The organism is Novosphingobium sp. KACC 22771, from assembly GCF_028736195.1.
GTDB lineage: Bacteria > Pseudomonadota > Alphaproteobacteria > Sphingomonadales > Sphingomonadaceae > Novosphingobium.
On record NZ_CP117882.1, the window covers coordinates 1,006,535 to 1,023,435 of the forward strand.

14 protein-coding genes and 1 riboswitch are annotated in these 16,901 nt (G+C 63.2%); of the genes, 7 read left to right on the forward strand and 7 right to left on the reverse strand.

All coding sequences use genetic code 11. The features are described 5' to 3' along the window. Positions 1 to 37: 37 nt before the first annotated feature. A riboswitch (TPP riboswitch) is annotated at positions 38 to 148 on the reverse strand. A 91-nt stretch (positions 149 to 239) separates the two neighbouring features. Together PQ467_RS21370 and PQ467_RS21375 are read left to right on the forward strand one after the other, a co-directional pair. Beyond that, positions 240 to 1,148, forward strand: a complete 909-nt coding sequence (locus tag PQ467_RS21370) for a Rossmann-like and DUF2520 domain-containing protein (protein ID WP_274176489.1) — start codon at positions 240 to 242, stop codon at positions 1,146 to 1,148. Between the two features lie 151 nt (positions 1,149 to 1,299). Next, positions 1,300 to 1,989, forward strand: coding sequence for a hypothetical protein (locus PQ467_RS21375; RefSeq protein ID WP_274176490.1), 690 nt, complete (start codon positions 1,300 to 1,302; stop codon positions 1,987 to 1,989). A gap of 24 nt (positions 1,990 to 2,013) precedes the next feature. Here PQ467_RS21375 and PQ467_RS21380 read toward each other — a convergent pair whose 3' ends face one another. The 5 genes from PQ467_RS21380 to PQ467_RS21400 all read right to left on the reverse strand — a co-directional run bounded on the left by PQ467_RS21380 (position 2,014) and on the right by PQ467_RS21400 (position 10,713). Continuing rightward, complete coding sequence (locus PQ467_RS21380; protein WP_274176491.1) at positions 2,014 to 2,940, reverse strand: magnesium transporter CorA family protein; 927 nt, start codon at positions 2,938 to 2,940, stop codon at positions 2,014 to 2,016. Positions 2,941 to 3,046: 106 nt separating this feature from the next. Then, a complete protein-coding gene (locus PQ467_RS21385; protein WP_274176492.1) occupies positions 3,047 to 4,765 on the reverse strand; it encodes a glycoside hydrolase family 13 protein in 1,719 nt (572 codons plus the stop codon). Further along, entirely contained in the window at positions 4,762 to 6,264 is a 1,503-nt protein-coding gene (locus tag PQ467_RS21390; RefSeq protein ID WP_274176493.1) for a tryptophan halogenase family protein, read from the reverse strand. The genes PQ467_RS21385 and PQ467_RS21390 overlap by 4 nt, the downstream gene beginning before the upstream one ends. After that, a complete protein-coding gene (locus tag PQ467_RS21395) occupies positions 6,261 to 7,799 on the reverse strand; it encodes a tryptophan halogenase family protein (protein ID WP_274176494.1) in 1,539 nt (512 codons plus the stop codon). Before PQ467_RS21395 ends, PQ467_RS21390 begins: the two co-directional genes overlap by 4 nt. 73 nt (positions 7,800 to 7,872) lie before the next feature. Next, positions 7,873 to 10,713: a TonB-dependent receptor gene (locus PQ467_RS21400; protein ID WP_274176495.1), complete on the reverse strand. Its 2,841-nt coding sequence runs from the start codon at positions 10,711 to 10,713 to the stop codon at positions 7,873 to 7,875. A gap of 173 nt (positions 10,714 to 10,886) precedes the next feature. Here PQ467_RS21400 and PQ467_RS21405 point away from each other — a divergent pair, with 173 nt between their 5' ends. Next, positions 10,887 to 12,188, forward strand: a complete 1,302-nt coding sequence (locus PQ467_RS21405) for a glucose/galactose MFS transporter (RefSeq protein WP_274176496.1) — start codon at positions 10,887 to 10,889, stop codon at positions 12,186 to 12,188. On the opposite strand, the gene PQ467_RS21410 is transcribed toward PQ467_RS21405, so the two are convergent. Beyond that, positions 12,074 to 13,219 (reverse strand): LacI family DNA-binding transcriptional regulator, encoded by a 1,146-nt coding sequence (locus tag PQ467_RS21410; protein ID WP_274176497.1) that lies wholly within the window; start codon positions 13,217 to 13,219, stop codon positions 12,074 to 12,076. The genes PQ467_RS21405 and PQ467_RS21410 overlap by 115 nt on opposite strands. Positions 13,220 to 13,366: 147 nt before the next feature. Between PQ467_RS21410 and yaaA the strand changes: the two genes are divergently transcribed. Both yaaA and PQ467_RS21420 read left to right on the forward strand, forming a co-directional pair. Next, entirely contained in the window at positions 13,367 to 14,131 is a 765-nt protein-coding gene (yaaA, locus tag PQ467_RS21415) for a peroxide stress protein YaaA (RefSeq protein WP_274176498.1), read from the forward strand. Continuing rightward, positions 14,128 to 14,829 (forward strand): SDR family NAD(P)-dependent oxidoreductase, encoded by a 702-nt coding sequence (locus PQ467_RS21420; protein ID WP_274176499.1) that lies wholly within the window; start codon positions 14,128 to 14,130, stop codon positions 14,827 to 14,829. The genes yaaA and PQ467_RS21420 overlap by 4 nt, the downstream gene beginning before the upstream one ends. A 14-nt stretch (positions 14,830 to 14,843) precedes the next feature. On the opposite strand, the gene PQ467_RS21425 is transcribed toward PQ467_RS21420, so the two are convergent. Then, the gene (locus PQ467_RS21425) at positions 14,844 to 16,127 is read right to left on the reverse strand and encodes a glycerate kinase type-2 family protein (protein ID WP_274176500.1); all 1,284 of its coding nucleotides are present in this window, start codon (positions 16,125 to 16,127) and stop codon (positions 14,844 to 14,846) included. Positions 16,128 to 16,274: 147 nt separating this feature from the next. Here PQ467_RS21425 and PQ467_RS21430 point away from each other — a divergent pair, with 147 nt between their 5' ends. Together PQ467_RS21430 and PQ467_RS21435 are read left to right on the forward strand one after the other, a co-directional pair. Continuing rightward, the gene (locus tag PQ467_RS21430) at positions 16,275 to 16,556 is read left to right on the forward strand and encodes a ribbon-helix-helix domain-containing protein (protein ID WP_274176501.1); all 282 of its coding nucleotides are present in this window, start codon (positions 16,275 to 16,277) and stop codon (positions 16,554 to 16,556) included. Positions 16,557 to 16,559: 3 nt separating this feature from the next. Next, entirely contained in the window at positions 16,560 to 16,874 is a 315-nt protein-coding gene (locus PQ467_RS21435) for a type II toxin-antitoxin system RelE/ParE family toxin (protein WP_274176502.1), read from the forward strand. The last annotated feature ends 27 nt before the right edge of the window (positions 16,875 to 16,901 follow it).

The following is a 16,901-nucleotide window of genomic DNA, read 5'->3' on the forward strand; positions in this document are numbered from 1 at the left end:
ACATCATCATCTCTCGCATGCCACAGGGAGAGACAACGGACCTGCCGCGAGCCCTCCCTACGCCGGTATCAACCGGATCAGGTTCAGCGGGTCGTGGTCTGCCTGACCACCTCTCAGCCGCGCATCAGCGGCCCCCCGGGGATAGGGGTCCCCTAGGCGTTAATTGCGCCGGTGGGAAGCGCTAATGCCGCAAGCAGGCCCACTGGCGGGTTGGACGGACAGATCCTATAGCGGCGGGCATGACACAGGCACCGCGCTTTGACCGCATCGGCATTTTGGGCACAGGGCGCGTGGCGCGGGCGCTGGCGCTGGGGTTGGCGCCATGGTCGGCGCGGCCGCTGATGATCTGGGGCCGATCGCCCGATCGCGCGCGTGAACTGGGCGGCGACGCAGTGGCAGACATGGCCCGGTTGGCGCAAGGCTGCGATGTGATCGCTCTGGCCGTCTCGGACGACGCGCTCGACGGCGTGGCGGCGCAATTGGCCGCCAGGTGGCCGGAAAACGGCGCGGGTTTTGTCTTTCATGTCAGCGGGCGCTCGGGACTCTTGCCGCTCGAACCGCTGGCGCGACGCGGCGCGCGGACGGCGGCGATCCACCCGGCCATGACCTTTACCGGCGATGCAGCGGCCGAATTGCGCCGCATGGCGGGTGCGCGCTTTGCCGTCACCGCCGGGCATGGCGATGCGGCCGCCACGGCTCACCGGCTGGTGGCGGCTCTGGGCGGAGTGGCGGTCGATGTCGCCGACGCGCAGCGCCCCCTCTATCACGCCGCACTATGCCATGCGGCCAATCATCTGGTCACGCTGATGGCCGGATCCATGGCGGCGCTGGAGCGCGCAGGCGTTGCCGATGGAGCGGCGTTGTTGGCGCCGCTGGTGCGGGCCGCGCTGGAAAACAGCCTGACGATGGGGTTTGGCGCGCTCTCGGGTCCTTTGCTGCGCGCCGACAGCGCAACGATAGAAGACCATCTGGCGGCGATGGCGCGTGATTGTCCCGACTTGCTGGGCGCCTATTGCGCGATGGGATCGGCCACGCTGGACCGACTGGAGCAGGGCGGCAAGGCATTACAGCCCGCCATGCGCGGCCTGCTGGACAGAGGCGCGCCCGGAATGGCAGCGCATGACAAAGTAAATGGCGGAAAAATATAAAATTAAGAACACCTCCTTCCTCAATTAAACAAATTGATGTTTTACTTTTTATTAATATTAATTCTCTTCGGAGTTTCTATTTTTCAATATTCCGCAATTGCCGAATCCCCGCCCTCCTGATAAGAATCGACCTTGATTTCAGGAGGGACGTATGGCGGTTACGTTTTTTGATCCCGGCGCCGGAAATTACTTTGCGCATAAGCACCTATATATCGTCGACAATCCATTGTCGGTTTCCCAGCTGATTGACGAAGGCGTCAAGGTCCTCGATGAGCGCCGCACCGCCGCCAATCAGCGCAAGCGAGGCAAGCGCAATGGTCTTGTCCCCATCTATGGCGGCAGCACCAAACCCGAAGAGAACTCGATCATCGTTATGGCGCAGGGCGGATTTATGGCTCTCGAGGTTGCCGCAACACAGGCCGCATCAGGTCTTCGGCCCGGACAGACGCAACTGTTCTGGTTCAAGATCAGCAATGCCGCGCTGGTCGAGGCCACCATCAACGGAGGCGCTCGCGCCTCTTCAACCGGCTATGTCGAATTGCGGGCGGGGGTTGACGGCAACGGCGTCTATGTCGATCACTTCAACGACACATGCGACATGCGCTGGCTGCCCGTGCGCCGCAACGCCACCGACGAGTTGCGCTCGATGGCTTTCCGCACCACCGAAGGCGAATTGCAACAGGCGATCAACCGGTTGGGCAAAAAGGCTTTCCATACGACCGCGAGCGAATTGCAACAGGCGATCACCCGGTTGCGTCATGTCCCGCCGCCGGGCGTCCGGCTGCCACCGGCCATTGTGTATGGCGTTCCGGGGCTTGATCTGGGTTTTCTGGACGAGTGAGCGGCTTGATGGCCTGTCCCTGGCCTATAACCATTTGCGCCATTTGAACCAGAGATACGGGATAAGCGTCGTCACCAGACACAGGGCCAAGGCCATCGGATAGCCCCAGGTCCATGACAATTCAGGCATATTTTTAAAATTCATGCCATAAATCCCGACGATCAGCACCGGCGGGATGCCCACCACCGAGGCCACCGTCAGAACCTTGACCACATCGTTCTGCTCGATGCTGATCAGACTGTTGGCCGCGTCCTGCAAAAACTGGGTGCGGGCAGAGATGCTGGTCTCGAATTCGTCAAGCGAGGCAATGTCGTGAATGACTGACTGGAGGCGGGCTGCAAGGCCTTCATCGAGATGCTCCTTGCAACGATCGGCCACAAACGAGGCCATCCGCCCGATGCTGAGAAACATATAGCGCACCCGCGAGGCGCGGTCATAGGCCCGCCCCAGCTTTATGATCGAATGACGCAGGATCGCCGTTTCCCGGCTGAGCCCGCGCGAATCAAGGTCTGTGTAAAACACCGTGCGCGAGACCGAGGCGATCATTTCGGAAGCATGCTCAAGCTGATCGGCGGCGCGGTCCACCAATTCCTCCAGCACGCGCACAAGAACCCCCGCCGGGCTGGCCTCGGCGCGCGATTTCAGCGCCTCGGCCACGCTGTCAAACGCCTTGATGCGCGAAAAATGGATGGTCACCAGCACATCCCTGGTCAGGATGAAACCCGCCGGTGCCATGACCCAGCGCTCCCCCTGCGACGGGGCCATCAGGGGGGCGCTCATGTTCAGGACACCCTCATGGACGCGCAATCGGCTCGAACTCTCGATCTCCTGCAACGCCTCCAAGGTGGGGACGGTGATGCCATAGCGTTCTTCGACCTCGCGGCATTCGGCCTCGTCGGGTTCGCAAAGATCGATCCATACCCCGCCAATGCCTTCAACCGCTTCGCTCATGATGGTCTTCATCGGGGGCCTTCGTCCTGACATGCCTTTGCGAAATCAACGTTCTCCTTGCCCAATGGCTCCACGCATCGCAACAAACATATCGGGCAGGGCGCCTTTAGCCCCCTTTGAAGGCCACCAACCGCACGCCAAAGGGTTCAAGCGTGGGATCAAGCCCGCCTGCCGCACCGCCGCTATGGCTGGTCATCAGTGTCGCGCCCATGTCCGGCGCCTTGCCCGCCCAACCGCTGATGGCGGGCGTCTGGGGCTGGTCGCTCATGTTGAGCAGGACCAGCACGCCATGGCCGCCCGCATCGCGGCGGGCATAGGCCAGCACCTTGGCATTGCCCGATTCCAGCGGAACATAGGCCCCGTCGCGCATCGCCGCATTGGTCTTGCGCAGTTCCAGCAGGCGGGCATACCAGTGAAACAGCGATCCGGCATCGGCGCGCTGCGCCGCCGCATTCACCTTGGCGGCCGAACGCCCCACCGGCAGCCATGGCTCACCGCTGGTAAAACCTGCGCCCTTGCCCGCGCTCCATTGCATGGGCGAGCGTTCGGGGTCGCGGTTGTCGGCCACCTTGCGCTTGGGGCCCAGGGGAATGTCGCGCAGTTCATCGGGCGACAGATCAGGCATGCCGATCTCTTCGCCATAATACATCAGCGCCGTGCCGCGCAGCGTCAGCGTCATGGCCGCGGTGATGCGAGCGATCTGGTCATTATGCAGACCATCGCCAAAGCGGGACCATTGGCGCGGGGTGTCATGGTTGCTGAAATGGAAAACCGGGGGAAAGCCGTCGAGTTTCAGTTCCGCCTCGTCAATGCGCGCCTTGAAGGTCGCCGCATCAAGGCTCGTCACATCCTTGTAAAGGAAATCCATCGGCAGGTTGATCTCGTCGCCCTTGGCGCCATAGACCCGGCGCAGATCGTCGATCGAGGAAATCGCGTTTTCGCCCAGCAGGACCCGGTCGCCGGGGAAGCTGTCCACCACCTTGCGCAGGCCCCGCAAAGCTTCGCGCGTGGCGGGCAGATTGCTGTTATAGGGTTTGAGACCAACCGAGGGGCCAGACTTCACATCGGGATCATTGGGCCAGTTGGTGTCCTCGAACAGATAAGGCGTGGCATCAAGGCGAAACCCGGCGGCACCGTGGCTCAGCCAGAAACGCGCCACATCATGCATCGCCTTTTGCAGCCCCGGATTGGCCCAGTTGAGGTCGGGCTGTTCCTTCAAAAAGACGTGATAGTAATATTGGCCGGTCGGCTTGTCATATTCCCACGTCGATCCGCCAAAGATCGATTCCCAATTGGTGGGCGGCCCGCCGTTGGGGGCGGGATCGTGCCAGACATACCAGTCGCGCTTGGGATTGTTGCGGGAAGACCGCGATTCCTTGAACCACGGATGCTGATCCGAGGAATGGTTGAGCACCAGATCGACCATCACGCGGATGCCGCGCTTGCGCGCCTCACTGGTCAACCGGTCCCAGTCGGCCATCGTGCCATATTCGCGCGCCACGGCGGTGTAATCGGCCACGTCATAGCCAAAGTCGGCATTGGGCGAAGGATAGAAGGGCGTGAGCCAGATGGCGTCGATGCCCAGCGCCTTGAGATAATCGAGCCGCTGGGTCACGCCGTTGAGGTCGCCGATGCCATCGCCGTTGCTGTCCTGAAAACTGCGCGGATAGATCTCGTAAATCACCGCATGGGTCCACCAAGGCTGGACCTTTGCAGGGGCCGGGGCCGGGGCCGCCGCGCTGGCCGAAACCGAACCGCCCATTGCGGCCAATGCCATGCCCAGCGCCGCCTTGAGCGCCAATTTGCCAATACTGGAGGTTTTCATGCTGCCACCTTTTTCATTTGGGCCAATGCATCGCCATGCGGGGGGAAATTGAGACTGCATCCGTCAAGAAACCGCGCCAGATCGCGCGAAAGGTAAAAATCGACATCCTCGCGCTGGGCCGGGGCCAGAGGCGGGAAAGCGCCATATCCGGCCAGCAGGCAATGCCATGAAGCGCTGGAAAAATGGCTAAGCTCGGGCTGTTGAGCCAGCAGGCCCGCCAGATCGCCCCGGCGAAACCATGTGTCGAGAATGCGCAGCAGCGGATCGGAAAGATCATCATTGTCGCGATTGGCGCGCCAATAGTCGCTGTCATCGCGCGTGTTCAGCTTGTAATGCGCCACGATATAGTCGCGCACCCGCTCCACACGGTCGGTGATGACAGCGTTGAAGGCGTCGCGGTGCTGCGGGGTAAACCCGCCCCGCTCCAGATGATCCATGAACAGATCGACGGTGTTGAGCACCAGATGCAGCGCGGTGGCCTCAAGCGGTTCGATAAAACCCTGCGCCAGCCCCACGGCAAGGCAATTATGCTCCCAATGCCGCGCCAACTGGCCGGTGCGAAAGCTAAGGTGACGCGCCTCAACCGGACTGTCGAGCAGGCCGAGGGCGTTGCGCAATTCCTGCTCCGCCGCATCGGTGGACAGAAAATCCGAGCTGTAAACATAGCCGTTGCCGGTGCGGTTTGTCAGCGGGATCGACCATGCCCAGCCATGGGAAAGCGCCGTGGCGGTGGTTTCCACCGGAATGGCGGAGGCGGCGGGCGTGGGCAAAACCACGGCGGCATCATTGAAAAGATTGCCCCGAAAGCTGAGGAACGGCACGTCCAGCGCGCCGCGCATCAACAAGGCGGCAAAGCCGGAGCAATCGACGAAATAATCCGCCTCGATCCGTTCTGCGCGATCCGTCATGACGGCGGCAATCGCGCCGCCTTGGTCGCGGATGGTTTCCAGCACGCGCCCCTCGCGATGCACCACGGCGCGCGCGACGGCATGATCGCGCAGGAATTGGCCCAGCAAGGCTGCGTCGAAATGATAGCCATATTCCATGCGAAACGGGAAATGATCCGGCGCGAGCGGCGCCAGCCCCCGCGCGGCCAGCACCCCGCCCAGCAGAAAATCGCCCGGCGCGGTCGGCACATCCAGCCCCAGCCGCCGATTGGCACAATTGAGAGTAAAGGCCTCTTCGGTATGCAGATCAAGCTGGGTCAGGAAAGGATGGCTGTATTGTGCCACGCCAGAGGCCGGGCTCCAGCCGGAAAAGCGGATGCTGGTTTTATAGGTCGCGCAACAGGCGGGCATCCAATCGGCCTCGGCAAGGCGCAGCACTTCAAAAAACCGCTTGAGCGCGGGGGTTGATCCTTCGCCGACGCCGATAGTGGCGATATCAGGCGCCTCGACCAGCGTGATCTGCGCACCCCGCCCGCCCCAGCGATGCGCCAGCAGGTTGGCCGTGATCCAGCCCGCCGTGCCCCCGCCGATGATGGCGATGCGCAGGCTCATGCCGGTTGGCCCACAAGGCGTTGCAGATAATTGTCATGGCTGGGCAATTGCTCGAGCGGGCGGGCTTTCAATTGCGCCAGTTGGGCCAATTGCCGACGCAATTGCTCATCGGATGGGCCATCGGCCAGCGGGTGATAATCCGCAGGCAAAATGCCCTGCCCCATCAGCACCTGCGCCCATGACGGCTCCATGAAGATGTCATACTGGTCCTGAACCAGCGTGCCGTTTGCGGCAAACAACGCGATCTTGCGCGCCAGTCTTTCGGGCACCTCCATCTGGCGCAGATCCCGCCAGAAGGCGGAATCGCGCCACTGGTTCGCGTGGTAATGCAGGATGATGAAGTCGCGGATCAGTTCCATCTCCGCCTGCGACTGCCGGTTGTATTCACCCGTCAGGTCGGCCGTGATCCCGTCGTGGGGAAACAGATGGAGCAGGCGTGTGATCGCCGATTGGATCAGATAGATGCTGGTGGATTCGAGCGGTTCGAGAAACCCGCTCGACAGGCCGATGGCCACGACATTGCGGTTCCATTGGCGGCGCGCGCGGCCGGTGCGGAAATGGATGATGCGCGGCTCGTCCAGCGCGGGCGTTTCCAGATGGCCAAGCAACGTATGCGCGGCCTCATCGTCGCTGCAAAAGCGGCTGGAATAGACAAGGCCGTTGCCGTTGCGATGCTGAAGGGGGATCTGCCATTGCCACCCCGCGCCATGGGCAATCGAGCGCGTAAAGGGCAAGGTTTGCGCATGGCGCCGCGAAGGCACCGCCATGGCGCGGTCGCAGGGCAGCCAATGGCTCCAATCCTCATAGCCCGTGCCCAATTGCTGCTGGATCAACACCCCTCGCCCGCCCGAGCAGTCGATGAACAGATCGCCCGCCACCTGGCGCCCGTCGGCCAGCACCAGCGCCATGATGTCGCCCACGCCTGCGGCGCGCTGAACATCGCGGACCATGCCTTCGGTCCGCACCACGCCCAGACGCTCGGAATAGCGGCGCAGGAATTGGCCATAGAGGCCGGAATCGAAGTGATAGGCATAGGGCATGTCCCAGATGGGATCATTGCCGGTGGTGGGCGCGAATTTGCCGTCTCGCGCGCACAGGTAATTGAGGTCGAAATCCCAATAACTGCCCTCGATGCCCAACTGGCGCGCGCGGGTCCAGATGTGGTGAAATGAGCAGAAGGGCAGATTGCGCCCCGCCGTGCCGAAGGTGTGATAATAGCTCTCGCCAATCGCACCCCAGTTTTCAAAGCGGATGGCCAGCTTGATCGTGGCCTTGGTCTCGCGCAGGAATTCGGCCTCATCGATTCCCAGCACGGCGTTGACCTGCTGGATCGGCGGGATGGTTGCCTCGCCCACGCCGATGATGCCGATATCCTCGGATTCGACCAGTTCGACGGCAATGGCCCGTTCCGGCCGCGCCCCGCCCAGCACCTTGGCCAGCAGGGCCGCTGTCATCCAGCCGGCGGTGCCGCCTCCCAGAATGACCACCTTGCGGATCGGTCGGGTCACGTTGGCATCCTCTTTTGTTGTGGTCATCGGCGTCCTCCCCGCCCGTTGGGGCAGGCGGGGAGGACTATCACGAACAGGTTCCGTTCAGAACGGTCCCCGCTCAGAAGAACGAGTAGGTCAGGTTCAGCAGGAAGTTGCGCCCGAAGGTTTCCACACGGGTGACAAGGCCGCTGGCCGTGTCGGTATAGACATCCTTCTGGTTGGTCAGGTTCTGCGCCTGGGCCGAGATGCGCAGGCCCTTGAGATAGGCGATGTTGGTCCGCTTGAAATCAAAGCCGATCTGGGCATCGACCAGCGTCTGTGCCGCGCGGTTAACCGGCGAGATCGTGTTCGACCCACCCCGATCCTCCGAGAGCCATTTCGACCGGTTGTTGAGCGAAGCACGCGCCGAGAAGCCGCCCTTTTCAAAGAAGCCGGTGATCTGGAACACCCGCTTGGACAGGCCGGGGACATCGGTGCCGTCCTTCAGCCCGCCATCGGTGAAAGCCGCGCCGCCCACGATGCCAAAACCATCCAGCGCGCGGACAAAGCGACCAAAGGGCAGGCTGGCCTGAATTTCAATGCCCTTGACCTGACCCTTCAACCCGCCGGTATAGGTGGTGTTGAGCCCCTTGAACGTGGCAGGCGTATAGATGGTCGAGCCATCGCTGCTGACCGCCTGATGATAGCCGGGGATATAGAACTGGGTATAATCGCGCACCGTGGTGGTGGCCACGTTCCAGTTGACCAGATCCTTGTAATAGGCCGAGATCGAGATGAACCCGTCGCGGGCAAAGTAATATTCGTAGGACGCGTCGAACTGGTTGGCTTCATAGGGGCGCAACTGGGCATTGCCCGATGTCGAAACCCATGGGCCAAGCCCCGGATCGGTGTTGGTCACATTGGCCACATTGTTGCGGAATTTGACCGAGGAGCCGGGGTTGAGATAGTCGATGCGCGGGCGGCTAATGACCTTGGAAGCGGCAAAGCGGACGGTATGGCCGCTGCCCAGATCAAAGTTCAGGTTCACACTGGGCAGAACGCGGGCGTAATTGGCCCCGCCGCTGACCGGGGTGGCGTTGACGAGCTGGTTTGCACCGACCAACGAGTTGAAGCCCGATGCGCGCTGGTTGGTGATGACGCCTTGCAGACCGGCGTTGCCGAACATGCGGATGCCGCCGAATTCCTTCTCGAAATCAGCCTTGATGAAGGGCTGCCAGACCTTTTCGCGGATCGTATAGGTGTCGCCCATACGGTCGGGCTCAAGGCTGGCCGCATCATAGCGGGTGTAGAAATTGCTGTTGATCAGCCCCAGCGCATCATAGGCCACCACATTGCCCAGCCCCACCCAGTTCAGATCCGCGACGCCGCGCCGCGCCGAGGTGGGAATGGCGCCGTCCAGCGGATAGGTGCTGGCGGTCAGGAAGTAGCCCTGATTGACCTTCGATTTCTTGTGATCGGAATAGCGCACACCCAGATTGACATGCTTGATGAGCGAATCCTCAAAGTCCTTCTGCACCGCAAAGCGCAGGGAATCGAGATTTTCATCAAAGATCGCGGTATTGAGGAAGCCGTCCTGCGCCTGCGCAAAACCGATAGGCTGGCCGCCCGCGCCGATCACGGCGGTCTGGTTCAGCGCCGTGATCGGCGAAAGGCTGCCGCCCCACGACTGCGGCCCGGCAAGGCGGACGGTGTTGTAATTGTCATAGGCCTGCGCATTGTTCGAGAAGGTCAGGCCATTGTCACCATAATTATAGGTGCGGATATTGTTTGGCCCCTGCGTGGTCAGGCCCGCGCGGCCAAGGCCCGCATAGCTCTCGGCCCGCGTGTCGCGCTTGGTGCTTTCCGAATGGGCAACATCCAGCGAGAGATGCAGGTCGGAGGCCGGGTCATATTTCAGATTGCCGCCAAAGCTCTTGAGCTTGCCCCGCTTGTCCAGCGGATCGGTGCGCAGGACCGAGTTGAAACCGGTGGTGCGCGCCGAGGTAATGGCGCTGGCGTTGGCCGAGAGGACCGTGCTGCCGTCCGAGGCGATCGGCAGGGCCTCGACAAAGCCGCGCGAGATGCCCTGATCGGAGAAATTGATGTAGAGCGCATCGACCATCGCGGTGAAATTTTCCGCAGGCTTGAATTCGATCACGCCCGCCAGCGTGTCGCGCTTGAGCAGGCGCGAGCGCGAGGAAATGTCGATACCGGCGGGCGCATATTTACCCGCATTCGCGCCTGATGAAACCGCGCCCTTGTCATAGCCCCAGACGCTGAAATACTGGTCCTGCGTGGGCGAGGAGGTGGTGGCCGCCGTCAGCGCGATGCCGATCGTGTCATTGGCGAACTTGTCGCTGAAGGAAAGGGCGACGCGATAGCCCTGATCCTTGAAATCGGGGTTCTTCGACTTCTGCCCGTTCTGTTCAAACGTGCCGTTCACCACCAGCGTGCGCTTGTGTTCGAGCGGGTGGATCGTGCGCATGTCCACCGTGCCGCCCACGCCCATCGCGGTCAGGTCGGCATTGGGCGTCTTGTACACCACGGCGGTATCGATGATTTCGGACGGATAGAGGTCATATTCGACGCCGCGATTGTCGCCGATGCCGATCAATTCGCGCCCATTCATCGTGGTGCCCACGAAATCCTCGCGGAAACCGCGCACCGAAATGCCGCTGACGCGCCCGGCGCGGCGTTCACCGGCAAGACCTGCCAGACGGCCCAGCGAATCCGCCACGCTTGATTGCGGCAATTTGCCGATGTCTTCGGACGAGAGCGCCTCGATCACGCCGGCGCTCTTTTGCTTGACCGCCTGCGCCCGCTCAAGGCTGGCACGCATGCCGGTGACGACGATGTCGGCGGTAGCGGGCTGGGCGGCGGACTGGGCGGCGGGTTGCGCTGCCGTCTGGGCCGATGCTGTGCCGTGGCTCATCAACGCGATGATCGCTGTCGAGCAGGCAAGACTCTTCTGTGACTTCATGAGATTGGTTCCCTCCCTGGACGCGTCTGGCAGATCGCATTCTGGCCGCCAGCCTTCGTTCTGCGTGCATATTGAGATTTCACGCAATCGGTTGCAATAGGGCGCCGCGCCGTTTGCATATGCAAATTTTGCGCACCCTGTCGGCCCCGCCAACATCGAGGCATAAGCACGCGATGAACAAAGTTTCGCTCCTCTCGTCCTCTGTGCGTCAACAATCGCTCCAAGCGGTTGCTCTGTTGGTATTTCTCGTCATGGGCCTGTCGGGAGCGATGGGCCCCACCCTGATTCCTGCGATTCGCGTCGTCTTTGGTCTGGGGCTTTCCTCGGCGATGACGGTGCAATGGATCCCGCTCGTGGTCAGCGGCCTTTCCTCGCTGATTCTTGCCCAATTGCTGCACCGCTTTGGGGCAAAAGCCATGGTGCTGGGCGGGTTGGGTCTGATGACTGTGGGCTGTCTTCAGGTGCGGCTGGCGATCCTTGCTCCCTTTGGCCTTGATGCGCGTTATGGGCTGATGCTGCTCGCTCTGGCGGTGATTGCGCTGGGTACGTCGGTAATTCAGGTCGCCGCCAATCTGCTGGTCGTGCAATTGGGGCATGCGCGCACCGCTTCGGCGCGGCTGACCTTGGCGCAGAGTTTCAATTCGCTGGGCGTGCTGGTGGGGGTATCGCTGGGCACCACTTTCGCGCTTGGCGCCAAGACGACGACGGCCCCCACCATGGCCCTGGGCATCGGTCAGGCGTTTGGCTGGTCCGGCGCGATCAATGCGGCGGTGCTGGCGGCCGCGGCCATGGTGGCAGCCGGTGCATGGGGCGTATCGCGCACCAGCCAAGCGGGTCAGGCCCCGATCCGCGCCGCGCTGGGCTCCGGCTGGGCCTTGGCGGGGGCGGGCGGCATTGCCCTCTATGTCGGCGCCGAGGGCTCTATCGGCAGCATCCTCATCCCGTTCCTGCATCAAAAATCGGTGCTCAATCTGACGCTTGAGCAGGCCGGGCATTATCTGGGCTGGTTTTACTGGGGCGGCGCGCTGGCCGGGCGATTGGCGGGCACATGGCTGCTCCATCGCGGCGCTCCGGCCAAATGGCTGGGCATGGCGGCGCTTGGTGCAGTGATCGCCAGCGCTTTGGCCGCACTTGGTTCCGGGCCGGTGGCGGGCTACGCCGCGCTGACCATCGGCCTGTTCAACGCGATCATGTTTCCCGTCATCTTTTCCATCACGGTCGAGCGGTCCGCCGCGCCATCGGCGGCGGTATCGGGCCTGCTCAGCACCGCGATTGCCGGGGGCGCGATCCTCTCGGCGCTGGTCGGCTGGACCGGGGAGCATTTCGGCTTTGCCGTCTGCTTTCTGGTTCCCATGCTGGCCTATGGCCTGATCGCTCTGTTTGCCGGCTTTGGCGCACTCCTCCCCTCGGTTGACAAGGCACCGCAGGATTCGCGGATGACCAGTTCGGTCGGCAATCTTTCCGAGCGGACCTGATAGCCCGCCATCATCCGCAGCAGTTTGGAAACCAGCAGATGACCGGCAAGGATCGTGTCCTGACGGATGGTGGTCAATTGGGGATGCGCCAGACGGGCGGCCTCGCTGTCGTCATAGCCCACGATGGCCACATCATCGGGCACCCGCCGCCCGCGTTCATGCAGCGCCCGCATGGCCCCGACCGCCACCAGATCGGATGAGGCGACAATCGCGTCAAAGGCCACCTGCTGATCGAGCAGGGCATGGACCGCTTCGGCGCCCGCCTGCATGCCCGAGGGCGCGTGGCGCAGCACGGCAAGGTCGGCAGGCAGACCTGCTGCGGCCAGCGCGCTGCGAAAGCCCGCCAGCCTTTCCGACAATTGCGCCTGCCGGGTCTGGGCCGTGGTGATGGGCGCGGCCTGTCCGATAAAGGCAATCCGCCTGCGACCCTGCTTTATCAGATGGCTGGTCGCCAGCGCGCCGCCCTCGGCATTGTTGCTGCCCACCGAGCAGTAGAGTTGATCGGGCGTTTCCACGCCCCAGACGACAAAGGGCCTCGTGCCCGCCGCCATCAGGTTCAGCCCGGCGTGAAACTGCGACTGGCCCAAAAAGATGATGCCGTCATAGGGATGCGTGGCCATGAAGCGGGCCAGCGAGGCGTCGTCATAGGGCGCCTGAGCCGACACCGAGAAATCCAGCCCGTGATCACGCATCGCCGCTCCGATCCCGCCCAGCAAATTCATCTCGAAGGAATTGGCGAGGCGGCTGCCGCTGGGCAGGGCAACAGGCATGACCGCACAGATCGAGCCGCTGCGTTTGGGGCGGCGGGCGCGGGCCTTGGCTTTGTCCTTGGCCCCATGGCGCATGGGATAGCCCATATCGCGGGCCATGGCGGTCACGCGGGCCTTGGTTTCGGGCGTGATCGCGGGGTGATCGTCGAGCACGCGCGAAACAGTGGCAACCGACACTCCCGCGGCCTGCGCCACATCGATCAGGCGCGGTTTGCGCCCGGCATCACCGGCCATCGTGGACCGCGCAGCAATCCATGCCACCTCCCCCTGTTTTGCCCCGTTGTTTAGCACCGGACGCGCCCGTTTGCCATATTGCGCGGCCCCGCCTCCACAGGCTTGTCCGCGATCCCGGCCCATGACCAAGCGGACAGTTTGACGCTTCGCGCCGCTCTCGCTAACGGGTGGGCGATGATCGCCCTGCTCTCCCCGGCCAAGACGCTTGATTTCGAGCGCGCCCTGCCACCGCTTGCCGTTTCGACCCCGCATTTTGCGCAGGAAGCGCTCGATCTGGCCCGCTCGGCCGCCGATTTGAGCGCCGAGCAATTGGGCAAGCTGATGCATATTTCGCCCAAGCTGGCGCAATTGAACGTCGAACGCTTCAACAATTTCGCCGATCAGCCCGAACGGCAAGCGCTCTTTGCCTTTGCCGGCGATGTCTATACCGGCTTTGAGGTCCATACGCTGGATGAGGCCGCAGTCACCTTTGCGCAGGATCATGTGCGGCTGCTCTCCGGGCTTTATGGCCTGCTGCGCCCACTCGACACGATCCGGCCCTATCGTCTTGAAATGGGCACGCGCTGGGCCCCGCCCCGGCCAAACGGGCCAAAGAAGCTGACGGACTGGTGGGGCGACCGCATCGCCAACCATTTGCGCGCGCAGGTGGATGAGGAAGGCTCGGGCGTGGTCCTCAATCTGGCCAGTCAGGAATATTTCGCGTCCGTTGCCGGGCAATTGCCGGGCCTGCGCGTGGTCGAGGTGGAGTTTCGCGAAAGCGGCCCCGACGGACCGCGCTTCATCAGCTTTCACGCCAAGCGGGCGCGGGGCATGATGGCGCGCTGGATGTGCGAACATCACATCACCGATATTGACGCCATGCGCGGCTTTGACAGTGACGGCTATCGCTTTGATGCAGGCAAAAGCGATGCCGACCGCTGGCGGTTTATCCGCGCATGAGCGGGAACAGCGCCGTCATCATCGGGGCGTCGGGCGGGATCGGCCATGCGTTTGAAACGGCGCTGATCGAGGAAGGCGCTTTCGAGGTCGTGCATGGCTTTGCCCGCTCGCGCACCGGCGCGCAGCATATCGACCTGATGGACGAAGGCAGCATCGCGGCGGCCGCCGCCCATGTCACCAATGGGCCGCCACCAACGCTGGTTATCGTGGCCACCGGGTTGCTCCACGATGGCACACGCGGACCGGAAAAGGCGCTGCGCGATCTTGATCCGGCGTGGCTGGCGCGGGTGCATGCGGTCAATGCCATCGGTCCGGTCATGGTGGCCAAGCATTTCCTACCGCTGATGCCTAGGCCCGGGCGGGCGGTCTTTGCCGCGCTTTCGGCGCGGGTGGGATCGATTTCGGACAATCGGCTGGGTGGATGGCATGGCTATCGCGCCTCCAAGGCGGCGCTCAACATGCTGGTGCGCAATCTGGCCATCGAGGAAAAGCGGCGCAACGACCGTTCGATTGTGGTCGCTCTGCATCCCGGCACAGTGGACACCGGCCTGTCCCGCCCGTTTCAGGGCAATGTCGCGGCCGGTAAGCTGTTTGATGCCGAGCGGGCGGCGCTGCAACTGCTTGACGTGATCGAAGGGCTCAAGCCCCATGACAGCGGCAAACTGTTTGATTTCGAGGGGCTGGAAATCCCGTTCTGAGGCCGATCACAGGCTTACGCGACGAGGATCAGCCGGATATCATTCACATTGGTCAGTGTCGGCCCCGTGATCAACAGATCGTCCAGCGCGGCAAAGTAGCTGTAACTGTCATGGCGGGCGAGGAAATCGGCCCCGTTCAAGGCCTGATCCGCCCCTCGGGTCAATGTATCGGGGGCGATGATGGCCCCTGCCGCATCCTCGCTGCCGTCTATCCCGTCGCTGTCGGCGGCCAGCGCCCAGATGCCGGGCGCGCCCTGCAAGGACAGCGCCAGCGACAGGGCCAATTCGGTGTTGCGGCCTCCCTTGCCAAAAGAGCCCCCAGCCAAGGTCACAGATGCCTCGCCGCCGGAAAGCAGAAGGGCAGGCGCCGCCACGGGTTGCCCCCATTGGCGCACCGACAGGGCGATGCCCGCCATGACCCGCCCCAATTCCCGCGCCTCCGCCTCAATCGCATCGCCCAGCAGCAGCGGCGTCAAACCAAGCTCTCGCGCCTTGTCCGCCGCCGCGATCAAGGCCTGCTGGGGCGAGGCGATGATCCGATATTCCCCCGCCGCCGTACAGGCCGGAGCCACTAGCATAGCGCGCCGCACCGCATTGGGCACGGGCAGGCCGTAGCGCTCGATAATGGCCAGCGCATCCTGGGCCGTTGTGCCGTCGGCCAGCGTCGGCCCGGAAGCAATTGCGGCGGGATCATCCCCCGGAATATCACTGATCAGCAAGGTATAGACCCGCGCAGGTGCCGCCGCCGCCGCCAGCCTGCCACCCTTCACGCGCGAAAGGTGGCGGCGCACCAGATTGATCTCGCCGATCCCCGCGCCCGATTCCAGCAAGGCGCGGCCCAGCGCCCGGAGATCGTCCAACTCCATGCCGTCAACCGGCCACTCCATACAGGCCGAACCGCCCCCCGACACCAGCGCAATGACCAGATCATCCGGCCCCAGCCCGGCCACCGCCGACATCACCCGCCGGGCCGCCATCACGCTGTTGGCATCGGGCACCGGATGGCCTGCCTCGACAATTTCGATGCGCCCCGCCGCAACGGCATGGCCATAGCGGGTTGCCACCACACCCGAGACCGGCACCTGCGGCCCCCATGCCTCGTGCAATGCCCGGTCCAGCGCCGCCGCCATCGCGGCCGAAGCCTTGCCCGCGCCCACCACCACGCAGCGCCCGCGCGGCGGCGGAGGGATATGTCCCCGCATCGCCGGGCCGGGCAGCGCCGCTTCAATCGCTGCGGCATGGACGGCGCGCAGGATCGCCCGCGCCTCGGCATCGTTCAGGTTCAATCTTTCAGACATCGGCCTTTAATGGCAGCAATTGACGCGCCCGTCATGCATTGCTTGCGCAAGGGCATGGCTGGTCTTGCCCGGGGCAAAGCTCCCATGGCCGCTTGAATTGACGGCGCGATAGGATTAAATCCTATTGCCAACCGAGGAATTTTGACCATGCGCACCACTCAGCAATTCAGCGTCACGCTTCCGCTCGAAATGGCGGCCCAGGTGCGGGCCAAGGTCGCCTCGGGCGAATATGCCAGCGAGAGCGAGGTCATCCGCGATGGCCTGCGCGCGCTTCAGGCCCGCGACAAGGCGATGGAGGCATGGCTGCGCCATGATGTGGCACCTGCATTTGACGCGCTCGCGGCCACGCCTGCCCGCGCCAGATCGGCGAGCGAGGTCAGGGCCGCGCTGGCAGACGAACATGCCAGAACGACGGGCAAGCCGCGTTGAAGCATGACCTATGACGTTGTTTTCGCGCCCGAGGCGGAAGCGCGGCTGATCGCCCTGTACCGCTATATCGCACAGGAAGCATCGCCCGACATCGCCGAAAGCTATACCAGCGCGATTGTCGAATTTTGCGAAGGGCTGCAAGCTTTTCCCCATCGCGGCACCCCGCGCGACGACATCCGCCCCGGCCTGCGCACCATCCCTTTCCGCCGCCGCGTCACTATCGCCTATGCCGTTGGCGACAGCCGCGTTTCGATTGTCGGCCTGCATTATGGCGGACAGGATATTTCCGCAGCATGGATGGACGAACCGGGACAGTGACAGAGCCTGTTGCTCTTGCGCAATCAG